General features: G+C 64.1%; 13 protein-coding genes. 8 read left to right on the top strand and 5 right to left on the bottom strand.

Annotated features, from left to right (window positions below; all coding sequences use genetic code 11):
- Nucleotides 1-86: 86 nt before the first annotated feature.
- Together mnmG and mnmE are read right to left on the bottom strand one after the other, a co-directional pair.
- The gene (mnmG, locus tag G6P99_RS01105) at nucleotides 87-1,997 is read right to left on the bottom strand and encodes a tRNA uridine-5-carboxymethylaminomethyl(34) synthesis enzyme MnmG (protein WP_165127018.1); all 1,911 of its coding nucleotides are present in this window, start codon (nucleotides 1,995-1,997) and stop codon (nucleotides 87-89) included.
- 259 nt (nucleotides 1,998-2,256) lie between these two features.
- On the bottom strand, nucleotides 2,257-3,582 hold the full coding sequence (gene mnmE / locus G6P99_RS01100; RefSeq protein ID WP_165127016.1) for a tRNA uridine-5-carboxymethylaminomethyl(34) synthesis GTPase MnmE: 1,326 nt from the start codon (nucleotides 3,580-3,582) through the stop codon (nucleotides 2,257-2,259).
- Between mnmE and G6P99_RS01095 the strand changes: the two genes are divergently transcribed.
- On the top strand, nucleotides 3,482-3,721 hold the full coding sequence (locus G6P99_RS01095; RefSeq protein ID WP_245284669.1) for a hypothetical protein: 240 nt from the start codon (nucleotides 3,482-3,484) through the stop codon (nucleotides 3,719-3,721). The two genes, mnmE and G6P99_RS01095, sit on opposite strands and share 101 nt — an antisense overlap.
- A gap of 143 nt (nucleotides 3,722-3,864) precedes the next feature.
- Here the strand turns inward: G6P99_RS01095 and rho are convergent, their stop codons facing one another.
- Together rho and hemJ are read right to left on the bottom strand one after the other, a co-directional pair.
- On the bottom strand, nucleotides 3,865-5,130 hold the full coding sequence (gene rho, locus G6P99_RS01090; protein ID WP_021078151.1) for a transcription termination factor Rho: 1,266 nt from the start codon (nucleotides 5,128-5,130) through the stop codon (nucleotides 3,865-3,867).
- Between the two features lie 250 nt (nucleotides 5,131-5,380).
- Nucleotides 5,381-5,803, bottom strand: coding sequence for a protoporphyrinogen oxidase HemJ (gene hemJ, locus G6P99_RS01085; protein ID WP_029080973.1), 423 nt, complete (start codon nucleotides 5,801-5,803; stop codon nucleotides 5,381-5,383).
- 457 nt (nucleotides 5,804-6,260) lie between these two features.
- Here hemJ and G6P99_RS01080 point away from each other — a divergent pair, with 457 nt between their 5' ends.
- From G6P99_RS01080 to dnaQ, 4 genes are read left to right on the top strand one after another with little or no spacing between them, the layout of a single operon-like run.
- Nucleotides 6,261-7,097: a pyruvate, water dikinase regulatory protein gene (locus tag G6P99_RS01080; protein WP_029080974.1), complete on the top strand. Its 837-nt coding sequence runs from the start codon at nucleotides 6,261-6,263 to the stop codon at nucleotides 7,095-7,097.
- Nucleotides 7,098-7,107: 10 nt separating this feature from the next.
- Nucleotides 7,108-7,716, top strand: coding sequence for a Maf family protein (locus tag G6P99_RS01075; protein ID WP_029080975.1), 609 nt, complete (start codon nucleotides 7,108-7,110; stop codon nucleotides 7,714-7,716).
- 41 nt (nucleotides 7,717-7,757) lie between these two features.
- Nucleotides 7,758-8,357: a dephospho-CoA kinase gene (coaE, locus tag G6P99_RS01070; protein ID WP_029080976.1), complete on the top strand. Its 600-nt coding sequence runs from the start codon at nucleotides 7,758-7,760 to the stop codon at nucleotides 8,355-8,357.
- 28 nt (nucleotides 8,358-8,385) lie between these two features.
- Complete coding sequence (dnaQ, locus tag G6P99_RS01065; protein ID WP_165127014.1) at nucleotides 8,386-9,108, top strand: DNA polymerase III subunit epsilon; 723 nt, start codon at nucleotides 8,386-8,388, stop codon at nucleotides 9,106-9,108.
- A 146-nt stretch (nucleotides 9,109-9,254) separates the two neighbouring features.
- Here dnaQ and secB read toward each other — a convergent pair whose 3' ends face one another.
- Nucleotides 9,255-9,743, bottom strand: coding sequence for a protein-export chaperone SecB (gene secB, locus G6P99_RS01060; protein ID WP_029080978.1), 489 nt, complete (start codon nucleotides 9,741-9,743; stop codon nucleotides 9,255-9,257).
- A 422-nt stretch (nucleotides 9,744-10,165) separates the two neighbouring features.
- On the opposite strand from secB, the gene G6P99_RS01055 reads away from it, so the two are divergent.
- From G6P99_RS01055 to G6P99_RS01045, 3 genes are read left to right on the top strand one after another with little or no spacing between them, the layout of a single operon-like run.
- Nucleotides 10,166-10,870 carry a Tim44/TimA family putative adaptor protein gene (locus G6P99_RS01055; protein WP_029080979.1) on the top strand — a complete coding sequence of 235 codons (705 nt, stop codon included), beginning with the start codon at nucleotides 10,166-10,168 and terminating at the stop codon, nucleotides 10,868-10,870.
- Complete coding sequence (locus G6P99_RS01050) at nucleotides 10,848-12,464, top strand: murein transglycosylase A (RefSeq protein WP_371261171.1); 1,617 nt, start codon at nucleotides 10,848-10,850, stop codon at nucleotides 12,462-12,464. Before G6P99_RS01055 ends, G6P99_RS01050 begins: the two co-directional genes overlap by 23 nt.
- The gene (locus G6P99_RS01045; RefSeq protein ID WP_029080981.1) at nucleotides 12,461-13,051 is read left to right on the top strand and encodes a Smr/MutS family protein; all 591 of its coding nucleotides are present in this window, start codon (nucleotides 12,461-12,463) and stop codon (nucleotides 13,049-13,051) included. Before G6P99_RS01050 ends, G6P99_RS01045 begins: the two co-directional genes overlap by 4 nt.
- The last annotated feature ends 5 nt before the right edge of the window (nucleotides 13,052-13,056 follow it).

Here is a 13,056-nt window from a genome sequence, read left to right as displayed (position 1 = left end):
GCGTAGGTCGGGCTGTCTGAACGAAAGGGAAGTAGACCGCGGGCTCGGAGGCGATGGAATCGCCTCCGCCCTGCAAAGATAAGCGCTCAGCGCCCACGTTTCACGTGAAACGTCAGGCCGAGGCTCTTGGCTGATTTCCGTCGCGCTTCGCGCCGCAGATAGGCGGCCAATATACCGAGCGCCGCAGGCGTCATGCCGTCGATCCGGCCCGCCTGCCCGACCGTCCGCGGCTGCGCCTTCTGCAGCTTGGCGCGCGCTTCGTTCGAGAGCCCGGGAACGTCGGCATAGTCGACATCGGTCAGGACCAGGCCCTCGTCGCGCCGGAAGGCGTCGACGTCGGCGGTCTGGCGCTTCAGATAGACATCGTATTTGGCATCGATCTCGAGATGCACCGCGATAACAGGGTCAATGGCCGACAGCTCCGGCCAGATCGCCTGGACCGCGGGCCATTCAATGTCGGGATAAGCCAGCAGCTCAAACGCCGAGCGTCGGTGTCCGTCGCGGTTGAGCGACAGCCCGTGCTTGGCCGCTTCGTTGGGGGTGATCGCGAGCGACTTCGCCAAGGTCTTGGCGCCCTCCAGCGCCGCCATCTTGGTCCGGTGACGCTCCGCGCGCGCCGTTCCGACGCATCCGAGTGCGATACCCTTGTCGGTCAGCCGCTGGTCGGCATTGTCGGCGCGCAGCGTCAGCCGGTATTCGGCGCGCGAGGTGAACATGCGATAGGGTTCGGTGATCCCGCGGGTGACGAGGTCGTCGATCATCACCCCGAGATAGCCGTCGGCGCGGTCGAACACGATCGGGTCGGCACCGCCGGCCGCCTGCGCGGCATTAAGCCCGGCGACGATGCCCTGCCCCGCCGCCTCCTCGTAACCGGTGGTGCCATTGATCTGGCCGGCCAAGAAAAGCCCGCGCAGACGCTTGGTCTGCAGGGTCGGATCGAGCTCCCTGGGGTCGACGTGGTCGTACTCGATCGCATAGCCCGGCCGGACCATCCTCACCCGCTCGAGGCCGGGGATGCTGGCGAGGATCGCGAGCTGGACTTCCTCCGGCAGCGAGGTCGAGATGCCGTTGGGATAGACCGTGGTGTCGTCGAGCCCTTCCGGCTCCAGGAAGATCTGATGGCCGTCGCGATCGCCGAACCGGACGATCTTGTCCTCGATCGAGGGGCAATAGCGCGGTCCGGAGCTCTTGATCTGGCCGGAATGCATCGGCGAACGATGCACATTGGCCCGGATCACCTCATGCGTCGCCGGCGTGGTCCGGGTGATGCCGCACTGGATCTGTGCCGTCGTGATCCGGTCCGTCATCACCGAAAACGGCTCCGGCGGGTCGTCCCCGGGCTGCATTTCGACCGCGGACCAGTCGATCGTGGTGCCGTCGAGGCGCGGAGGCGTCCCGGTCTTGAGCCGGCCGAGCACAAATCCTGCCCGTTCGAACGAGGCAGACAGGCCCATGGCCGGCGCCTCGCCGACCCGACCCGCCGGCCAGTTCTTCTCGCCGAGATGGATCAGGCCACGCAGGAAGGTGCCGGTCGTGATGACAACCGCACCCGCGGAAAGCTGCCGGCCGTCGCCCAGGCGGATACCGGTCACGCGGCCATCGACGACGATCAGTTCGTCCGCCTCGCCCTCGATGACGCCCAGGTTCGCGGTCTCGGTGATCGCCGCCTGCATCGCGGCGGCATAGAGCTTGCGGTCGGCCTGGGCCCGGGGGCCGCGGACTGCCGGACCCTTCCGGCGATTGAGCATGCGGAACTGGATGCCGCCGGCGTCGGCAACCCGGCCCATCAGGCCGTCCAAAGCATCGACCTCGCGGACCAGATGGCCCTTGCCGAGCCCGCCGATGGCCGGATTGCAGGACATCGCGCCGATCGTCGCAAAATGATGGGTCACCAGGGCGGTCTTCGCGCCCATCCGGGCAGACGCGCTCGCGGCCTCGCAGCCGGCATGGCCGCCGCCGATGACGATGACGTCGAATGTGTCTGCCCTGGGAGTCATGGCGGGACTTCTATCGCGGAGTGATGAAAGCCGGAAGAACGAAGTTGGAGTCGTCAGGCCGAGACCCACGCTGGGGCAGATATGGACTGCTTCCGCCTTCGCTAGGCTTCGGCGGGGCAACTCGCTTCGCGCTCAATGACGGACGGTGGTGTTTCACGTGAAACAGCACGATCACGCCATGCGATTGTTTCACGTGAAACGGGACGGGGGTTCGTTAACCAGATCGAAACCATGCTTCACGTGAAACAGACGGGTGTCGCTACTTCCCTACGCAGAATTCGCGGAAGATGACGTCCAGGATGTCCTCGACATCAACCCGACCGAGCAGACGGCCCAGCGAATAGGCCGCCCTTCGGAGTTCCTCGGCCGCGAGTTCCTCGCCCTGCCCGACCACGTCGATGCTGCGCTGGAGAGATTCGACGGTCTCCTGGAGCAATCCGCGCTGCCGGGTCCGGCTGATCAAACCGCCTTCGCTGGTCGCAAAATAGTCGTGAGCGAAACCGACCAGTGCGGCGATGAGCTCGGAGAGGCCGTCGCCGCGGGCAGCCGAGATCCTGAATTCAGGGTGATTGCCTCCCTCGCCCGACGGAGCCCTGACGAAGTCGATCTTGTTTCGCACCAGCCAGGTTGGCGTCGTGCCGCCATGCCCGACCTTTGCGCCGCCGCTGTCGGCCAGCCACAGCACGAGGTCCGCTTCCGCGGCCCGCGCACGGGCACGGCGGACGCCCTCCTGCTCGACCGGGTCATTGGTCTCGCGGATCCCTGCGGTGTCGATCACCGTGACCGGATAGCCGTCGAGATCGAGTTGCACCTCGATCACATCACGCGTCGTGCCGGCATGCGGCGAGACGATCGCGACCTCGCGCCGGGCGAGCTGATTGATCAGGGTCGATTTGCCGACGTTCGGCGGGCCTGTGATCGCGACCACCAAGCCGTCGCGCAGCCGCTCGCTTTGCCCCTGCCCCGCAAGGACTTCCTTGATTTCATCATGCAGCGTCCGGATCCGCTCGAGCGCCGGTGCGATCAGCTCCGCCGGCACGTCGCCTTCATCGGAGAAATCGATCCCGGCCTCGATCAGCGCCGACGCTGCGATGATCCGCTCGCGCCAGTCCCGCGCGCGATCGCCGAGCAGCCCTTTCAGCTGGCGCAGTGCCTGGCGCCGCTGGCGGTCGGTGTCGGCGTGGATCAGATCGTCGAGGCCTTCGGCTTCGGTCAGGTCGAGCTTGCCGTTCTCGAACGCCCGCCGCGTGAACTCGCCGGGCTCGGCCGGCCGCACATTCTCGAATGCCGCGATCGCGTCGAACATCGCCGACAAAACCGCGCGTCCTCCATGGACATGGAATTCGGCGACATCCTCGCCGGTGGCACTTGCCGGGCCTGGAAACCACAAGACGATCGCGTCATCGATCGGTTGGCGCTTCGAATCGCGAAGCAACGCCCGGGTCGCCATCCGCGGAACCGGCTTCTTCTCGGCCAGGCCAGCAATGACCGACTCGGCCATTGGCCCAGACAGCCTGACGATGGCGATCGCGCTCGGTGGCCGTCCCGAGGACAACGCGAAGATGGTTTGGTCGCGTGGATGCATCGCCTATTTCTTCCAGCAAATCGGCAAAGGCAATGCCGCTTCGATTCCGCACGCCATACCGCAGAATGCTGCGTTGCAGCATCCACGCAACAATTATGCTGCAGAAACCGCCAGCCCAGATTACACCTCAATGATATAAATAATTAATTGTATCAGACATTTGCATGAAAATTGAATGCGCCAAGATGGCCCAATTTATGCTGCACCCTGCTGCAGCAAGTCCGCAGCATGAAAAAGGGCGCCCCGCTTGTGCGGAGCGCCCTATCCTTTTCGGCCGCGGCCTCAGGTGTTCATGGAATCGAAGAATTCCGAGTTGCTCTTGGTGTTCCGGAGCTTGTCGAGCAGGAAGTCGATCGCGTCCATGGTGCCCATCGGATTGAGGATGCGGCGCAGGACGTACATCTTCTTCAGCACCTGCGGATCGGTGATGAGTTCCTCCTTGCGGGTGCCGGAGCGGGCAATATCGATCGCCGGGAAGGTCCGCTTGTCCGAGACCTTGCGGTCGAGGATCAGCTCGGAGTTACCGGTGCCCTTGAACTCTTCGAAAATGACTTCGTCCATGCGGCTGCCGGTATCGACCAGCGCGGTCGCGATGATGGTCAGCGAACCGCCCTCCTCGATGTTGCGCGCGGCACCGAAGAAGCGCTTCGGGCGCTGCAACGCGTTGGCGTCGACACCGCCGGTCAACACCTTGCCGGATGACGGCACCACGGTGTTGTAGGCGCGGCCGAGGCGCGTGATCGAATCGAGCAGGATCACGACGTCGCGGCCGTGCTCGACGAGGCGCTTCGCCTTCTCGATCACCATCTCCGCGACCTGGACGTGACGCACGGCGGGTTCGTCGAAGGTCGACGACACCACCTCGCCCTTCACCGAGCGCTGCATGTCCGTGACTTCTTCCGGACGCTCGTCGATCAGAAGCACGATCAGATAGCAGTCGGGATGATTGGCGGTGATGGAGTGCGCGATGTTCTGCATCAGCACCGTCTTGCCGGTGCGCGGCGGCGCCACGATCAGCGCGCGCTGGCCCTTGCCGATCGGCGCGACGATATCGATCACGCGAGCAGAAAGGTCTTTCTTGGTGGAATCCTCAAGCTCCATGCGAAAACGCTGATTGGGAAACAGCGGCGTGAGGTTGTCGAAATTGACCTTGTGCTTCGACTTTTCCGGATCTTCGAAATTGAGCGTGTTGACTTTCAGCAGCGCGAAATAGCGTTCGCCTTCCTTCGGGCTGCGAATGTGACCTTCGATCGTGTCGCCGGTACGCAGGCCGAAACGGCGGATCTGCGACGGCGAAACGTAGATGTCGTCGGGGCCGGGCAGATAGTTCGCATCGGGCGAACGAAGAAAGCCGAAGCCGTCGGACAGCACCTCGACAACGCCTTCACCGATGATGTCGGTCTCGGCGATCGCCAGCTGCTTGAGAATTGCGAACATCAGCTCCTGCTTGCGCATGGTGCTGGCATTCTCGACCCCGTTCTCTTCCGCAAACGAGACGAGCTCGGCCGGCGTTTTCGATTTGAGGTCCTGGAGTTTGATTTCCCGCATTGGGGTCGTCCTGTGAGGAAGTAGGTAGGGAAGGGGTGCGAGGTGGCTTGGAAAAAGCGGACGCCAAAGGAAGGTCCGCAGGTCTCAGCCAGGAAAGTGCCGTTTGGGCTTCAAACCTGATGCGGCGCCGGCCCGAAAAGAACCGAAACGCGACCACATCCGCCTGCGTGGGGTGGGATAAAACCTATATAGAAAATCGATCCGTCCTTCGCAAGAAGAACTGAAGCATGCTTCCCAGGCATCGCAATGTCTAGAACGGCTTCACGACCACCATGATCACGATCAGGATCATCAGAAGCGTCGGCACCTCGTTGATAATGCGGTAGAATTTCTGGCTACGTCGATTCCGGTCGACGGCGAAATCCTTCACGCAGCGGGACAAAAAGCCGTGGATACCCGACATGACGAGCACCAGCGTAAACTTGACGTGAAACCAGCCCGATAGGTACCAGTGTCCGGCCCAGGCCAGATAAAGCCCGGCCAGCCAGGTCACGATCATCGCCGGGTTGATGATTGCCTTCAAAAGCCGCCGCTCCATGACCTTGAAGGTCTCGGACTGCTTCGAGCCAGCTTCGGCTTCGCAATGATAGACGAACAGCCGCGGCAGATAGAGCATTCCCGCCATCCACGAGATCACGGCAACGATGTGCAGGGCCTTGATCCAGTCGTACATCGCAGGGATGCCTTTCGGGGAACAACTCGGGCGGGGCTCAGGCGGGCTCAGCGTTGCAAGCAATGCGCTGCAAGCGAGGAACGGATACATATCCGCTCACACGGCTTTCCTAAAACTAATTAAGTTTAGAATCTAAGGTTTGAGTCTAAGTAGCGGTGAATTTGACTCATGCAACGCGATCCAGCGGTTCTTGCGGGCTTGTTCACATCCCTCAACATTGCGGCCGGTGGAGACTGGTATCCGGAATCTGTTCCTCTCCTCAATCGGTTGCGCACCTCGGTGGCCAGCTTATCAAGAGACAAATCCACACCGGTTCACTATCATCCTTGCCATGACGTCAAGTTGTCCTTTTCGGCAGTGCTGTGAAGAAAGGGGCGAGATATACAGGGGCCGGGCGGCGGACCCGGATTCTTCTCCTCGACCTCCACAGGGATTCACAGGATAGACAGGGGCTCTGGTGCCGACGACCTCCAACTATTTCCACCTGCATCTGGTGTCTGATTCGACCGGCGAGACGCTGATCACGGTGGCGCGCGCGGTTGCCGCGCAATACGCCAACGTCACTGCGGTCGAGCATGTCTATCCGCTGGTGCGGAGCCAGAAGCAGCTCGATCGCGTGCTCGACGAGATCGAGGAATCGCCCGGCATCGTCCTGTTCACGCTGCTGGAGAAGGACCTGGTCGGCCGGCTCGAGGGCAAGTGCAAGGAAATCAACGTTCCGAGCCTGTCGATCATCGGGCCGGTGATGCAGTTGTTCGAGGCGTATCTGGGGGCCGCGACGACCGGCCGCGTCGGCGCGCAGCACGTGCTCAACGCGGAGTATTTCGCCCGGATCGACGCGCTGAACTACACGATGATCCATGACGACGGTCAGCATGTCGAAGGCCTCGAGGACGCCGACGTTGTCCTGGTCGGCGTGTCCCGTACCTCGAAGACGCCGACCTCGATCTATCTCGCCAACCGCGGCATCCGCACCGCGAATGTGCCGCTGGTGCCGGGCATCCCGTTGCCGCACCAGCTCGAGACCCTGAAGAAGCCCCTGGTGGTCAGCCTGCATGCGACGCCGGAGCGCCTGATCCAGGTCCGGCAGAACCGCTTGCTGACCATGGGCGACCGTGACAACGACACCTATATCGACAAGCAGGCGGTGGCCGACGAGGTCGCCTTTGCCCGCCGGCTGAGCGCGAAATTCAACTGGGCGCTGCTCGACGTGACGCGGCGTTCGATCGAGGAGACGGCGGCCGCGATCATGAAACTCTATAACGACCGCCAGCGCGCGCGGCCGTCGGAGTGATCAAAGCACGATGAGCATTTGGCGCGGCCCCCAGCAGCTGATCCTCGCGTCGCAAAGCCGCGCGCGAAAGATGCTGCTCGAAAACGCCGGGCTCGATTTCGAGGCGCTGCCTGCCGACATCGACGAACGCGCGGTGCAGAAGGATTCCGGCCTTTCCGCGCCGGGCGAGATCGCATCGCTGCTCGCGCGCGAGAAGGCGCTGTTCATTTCAAGGCAGAAGCCGGGCCAATATGTCGTCGGCGCCGATCAGACCCTGGCACTGGGGCAGCGGATGTTCAGCAAGCCTGCCGGCCGCGCGCAGGCCGCCGAGCAGCTCGGCCTGCTCGCCGGGCAGACCCACGAGCTACATTCGGCCGTCGCGGTGGCGCGTGACGGAAGGGCCCTGTTCGACGATGTGAGCGTGGCCCGCATGACGATGCGGCGGCTCGCGGCCGGCGAAATCGAGGCCTATCTCGACGAGGCCGGGGCGTCGGTGACGACCAGCGTCGGCGCCTACCAGCTTGAGCGTCTGGGCGTGCATCTGTTCGAGCGGATCGATGGCGACCATTTCACCATTCTCGGCCTGCCGCTATTGTCGCTGCTTGCGTTCCTGCGCCGCGAGAAGCTGCTCGCGGTGTGAGGCGCATGGTGACGGAGAGATGCTGAACCGATGTTGATACGATGCTGATTCTTGGACTGACCGGCTCGATCGGGATGGGGAAATCCACCACGGCCAAATTATTCATCGAGGCCGGCGTGCCGGTCTACGACGCCGATGCGGCCGTGCATCAACTCTACGAAGGCGAAGCCGCGCCGGCGATCGAAGCCGCTTTTCCCGGCACCACCACCAATGGCAAGGTCGACCGCGCCAAGCTGTCGGCGCGCGTGGTGCACGACGCTGCAGCGATAAAGCAGCTCGAGCAGATCGTGCATCCGATGCTCGGCGCGTCGCGGCAGAAATTCTTTGCCGATGCTGAGGCGGCAGGTGCACCCATCGTCGTCGTCGACATACCGTTGCTGTTCGAGACCGGCGGCGAGAAGCGCGTCGATGCCGTCGTGGTCGTGACGACCTCGCCGGAATTGCAGCGCGAGCGCGTGCTGGCCCGCGGCACCATGGATGCCGCCAAGCTCGACGCCATCATCGCCAAGCAGATGCCGGACGCTGAGAAGCGCAAGCGCGCGGATTTCATCGTGGATACCTCGCACGGACTTGATCCGGTGCGGGCGCGTATCCGCGACATTCTGGCCGAGGTTGCTAAGATGCCGAAGCGGCGCACCTGATTCGCCGCTTTTCGGATTGCTTCAAATCATGCGCGAAATCGTTCTCGATACCGAAACCACCGGCCTCGATCCGCTGCGCGGCGACCGGCTGGTCGAGATCGGCTGCGTCGAGATCTTCAACCGCATGCCGACCGGTCAGACCTACCACGTCTACATCAATCCCGAGCGCGACATGCCGGCGGAAGCGTTCGCCGTGCACGGGCTGTCGACCGAGTTCCTGGCCTCCAAGCCGCTGTTCAACGAAGTGGTCGACGATTTCCTGGCCTTCATCGGCGATACGCCGCTGGTGATCCACAACGCGTCGTTCGACATCAGCTTCATCAATGCCGAGCTCGATCGCATCAAGCGGAAGGTGATCCCGAAGGACCGGCTGGTCGACACGCTGCTGCTGGCGCGCCGCAAGCATCCCGGCGTGTCGAACCGGCTCGACGACCTCTGCTCGCGCTATCAGATCGACAATTCCCGCCGCACCAAGCACGGCGCGTTGCTCGACTCCGAGTTGCTGGCCGAGGTCTATATCGACCTGATCGGGGCGCGGCAGTCGCAGCTCATCCTGGCGTCGGAAACCTCCGATGCGCGCGCGGGCAGCCATGGTGATTCGCCGCGGCGGCAGCGCGAGACCCCGCTGCTGGCGCGCGTCACTAACGCGGATCGGGAAGCCCATCGGGCCTTCGTTGCCACGCTCGGCGACAAGCCGCTCTGGAATGATTATCTGCCGCCGCCAGCGCCAGCTGAAGCCCCGGCGGCTTGATCAGACAGTACTGCGATTTCCGTCATCCTGAGGAGCCGCGAAGCGGCGTCTCGAAGGATGAACGGCCCAGCCGGTGGCCCGTCGATCCTTCGAGACGCGCTTCGCGCTCCTCAGGATGACGGGGTAAGTCTCTCGAACTTTCCGGATCAGCTCGGCTTGACGCCCGAGGCGGCCTGGGCGGCGGCCTGGCGCTCCATGTTCTGACGGTAGAGACCGAGGAAATCGACGGGGTCGAGCAAAAGGGGCGGGAAGCCGCCGTCGCGGACCGAGGTCGCGACGATTTCGCGGGCGAACGGGAACAGCAGCCGCGGGCACTCGATCATGACCAGCGGGTGCAGGTTCTCCTTCGGCACATTCACGATCCGGAACACACCGGCATAGGCGAGATCGAAGCTGAACATCACCTTGCCCGCCGTCTCGGCTTTGCCCTCGACTGAAAGGATCACCTCGTACTCGTTTTCCGACAGGTTGTTGGCGGAGACGTTGATCTGAATGTTGATCGCCGGCTGCTGCTGCTGCTGGCCGAGCGAGGCGGGCGCATTCGGGTTCTCGAACGACAGGTCCTTGGTGTACTGCGCCAGCACGTTGAGCTGGGGAGGGGCCTGTTCGACGGGGGCGCCGTTGCCATTGGTCATGAAATGTCTCCTGGAGCAGCGCTCGATGGACAGAGTGTCCGACGGCACGCGTTAAGGTGTTGGGAATGCCGATGCCGGGCGAGTGGCTATCATAGGCCCGGCTCGGTCCACAAGCAGGACGAGCGAGCGCGCCGGGGCGGGGGTGCGGCCAAATTCCTTGGCAAAGCGCTGCCGGCGCAACTCCGCCCAATCTCTTAACAGCTTCCTAAATTATTGAAGATGCGCGATTTCCTGAAAGGAACGGGTTTCCCCCCGGGGTTAAAACGCGCTACACTTGCCCGTGCCAAAAAGCGCCATTGGCCGGGCATAGTTTCGTGCCTACATGCTGCGGACTCAAACGGTGATGTAATCTCTGCCGTTCCCGACCGGGAACGCTTTGACCCCCGGCCGGTTGCCGGCAGAGACCAGAAAGCGAATTCGACGTGGATATCTACACCATCATCTTCCTGGCGCTCGCCGTGTTCATCTTCCTGCGCCTGCGCAGCGTTCTCGGACAGCGCACAGGAAGCGAGCGGCCGCCCTATGATCGCGCCGCTCCCAACGTCTTGCAGCGTGGCCAGGATAACAACGTCGTGCCGATGCCGGGATCGGTCATCGACCAGCCACCGCCGGTGCCGTCAGCCGAGCCGGCGGAACCTTCCGACCGCTGGAAGGGCACTGCCGAACCGGGCACGCCGCTCGCGCAGGGTCTCGACGCTGTTGCTGTCCAGGACCCCTCGTTCGATCCGCAGCATTTCCTCTCAGGCGCCCGCTCGGCCTATGAAATGATCGTGCTGGCCTTCGCCAATGGCGATCGCCGCGCGCTGCGCGACCTGCTGTCGACCGAGGTCTATGAAAGCTTCGAGACCGCGATCAAGGATCGCGAGAAGCACGAGCAGAAGACCGAGACGCGGTTCGTTTCGATCGACAAGGCCGAGATCGTCAGCGCCGAGGCGCGCGATCGCTCGACCCAGCTCACCGTCCGTTTCGTGTCGCAGATGATCTCGGTGACGCGCGACAAGGCGGGCACCATCGTCGACGGCAGCCCGGACAAGGTCGCCGACATCACCGACATCTGGACATTCGCCCGCGACTCGACTTCCCGCGATCCGAATTGGAAGCTGGTTGGCACTGGAAGCGCTCACTAAACATCTCAGCTACGGGCGCCTCGCCGTCGCGTGCTGCGCGCTCGCGGTGCTGTGCTCTACCGCGGCGATCGCCGCGCGTTACCGGTCGAGCCGGCACCCGCCGCCGCGGCACGAGCATTCTCACCCGATCCCCTATCCCAATCTGGAATTGCCGCTGCAGGTCAGCGGCAGCCAGTATGAGCCGCTCGCCTGGGCCAATGTCTCCGGCTGGAGCGACGACGACCATCTTGCCGCCTACAAGGCGTTTCGCACCAGCTGCAAGCCGATCGCGGCCCAGCAGGGCGCGCCGGCGGACTCCAAGGCGCTCGGCAGCTCGCTGCGCGATCCCTGCCGGATCGCCAAGGGGCTCGAGCTCGGCGACGGCGTCAAGGCCAAGGAGTTCTTCGAGCAGAATTTCGTCCCGCTGCGCATCTCGCGGCTCGGCGAGGACGCCGGCTTCGTCACCGGCTACTACGAGCCGGTGCTCGAGGGATCGCGGACCCGGACCGACGTCTACAACGTTCCGGTCTATCGCCGCCCCTCCAACCTGTTCGTGCGCGGCAAGACGCAGGACTCCGTTGGCCTGCCCAATGGCGGCGCGGTGTACCGCAAGATCGGCCGCCGCAAGCTCGTGCCCTATTACGACCGCGCCCAGATCGAGGATGGCGCGATCGCCGGCCGCGGGCTCGAGCTCGCCTGGCTGAAGAGCCAGACCGATCTCCTGTTCGCGCAGATCCAGGGCTCGGCGCGGATCAAGTTCGAGGACGGCACCACGCTGCGCATCAATTACGACGCGCATAACGGCTTTCCCTATACGGCGGTCGGCCGCGCCCTGATCGATCGTGGCATCATCCCGAAGGACCAGATGTCAATGCAGAAAATCAGGGAGTGGATGGAGCAGAACCCTGACGGTGCCAACGAGCTGCGGCGGTCGAACCGCTCCTACGTGTTCTTCCGGCAGGTCCCGCTGTCCGACAAGGACGAGGCCGTCGGCGCGCAGGGCGTGCCGCTGACGCCGGGCCGCTCGATCGCAGTCGACAAGGCGCTGCATGTCTACGGTACGCCGTTCTTCATCGCCGGCGAGTTGCCGATCGATTCCGAGCAATCGAAGACGCCGTTCCACCGGCTGATGATCGCGCAGGACACCGGATCGGCGATCGTCGGCCCGGCGCGCGCCGATCTCTATTTCGGCGCCGGCGCCGACGCCGGCAAGGTCTCGGGCCGGCTGCGGCACAACATGCAGTTCGTCATGCTGGTGCCCAGGGGTCTCGACCCCGTCGCGCGCGGCCACAAGCTGCCGATCCCGGACGAACGGCCCTCGGCCAGGATCGCAAAACTGTTTCCGCAGACCGATCCGCAGAAGGACCAGCCGGCGGCGAAGGCTGCGGATGTGCCGACGGCAGGCCTCGCCAAGGGGCCGACGAAAGACGCGGCCAATCATGCCGCCCAGACCTCGGCCGCGAAAGATGCCGTGTCTCCGGCGCCGGCTGCAACGACCTCTGTTGCACAGGCGGCGCCTGTGGCAGAACCGGTGCCGTTGCCGGTAGCCCGGCCTGACATTCCGCAACCGGAGAAGCGGCGCTATCGGCGCACTCGCCATCACCGCGATCAATGAAACGACCCGCGCCGATCCCCGATCTGTCCGCTCCGTCGCGGCGCAAGCGTGCGCTGAGCGAAGAGGAGCGTGCGCTCTGGGAGAGCGTGGCGAAACAGGTCAAGCCGCTGCGCAAGCGACCGGCCGCTGCCAAGGCACATGCCGCTGCCTCTGACCCGGCCACCCATCACGCCGCGGCGAAACCCATTCCGGTCAAGCCGGTCAATTCAGTCAAGGCTGCGCCGCCGCCGCGCCCGCAAGCGCCGCCGCTGGCACCGATCGGCCGCCGCGAGCGGGCAAAGCTGTCGCGTGGCCGGCAGGAGATCGATGCCCGGCTCGATCTCCACGGCATGACGCAGATCCGCGCGCATCGCGTGCTGTTCACTTTCCTGCAACGCGCGCACAGCGACGGGCTCACCTTCGTGCTCGTCATCACCGGCAAGGGCAAGGTCGGCGGGCTCGATTCCGAACGCGGCGTGCTGCGCCGCCAGGTGCCGGAATGGCTCAGCCTGCCGGAATTCCGCTCGCTGGTGGTCGGCTTCGAGGAAGCGCATATCGGCCATGGCGGCGAAGGCGCGCTTTATGTGCGCGTCCGGCGCGCGCGCTGAGCACG

The sequence above is a fragment of the Bradyrhizobium sp. 6(2017) genome, from assembly GCF_011058295.2.
Lineage (GTDB): Bacteria > Pseudomonadota > Alphaproteobacteria > Rhizobiales > Xanthobacteraceae > Bradyrhizobium > Bradyrhizobium septentrionale.
Note: the sequence above shows the minus strand (reverse complement) of the source record. Positions and strands in the feature narration are given on the sequence as shown.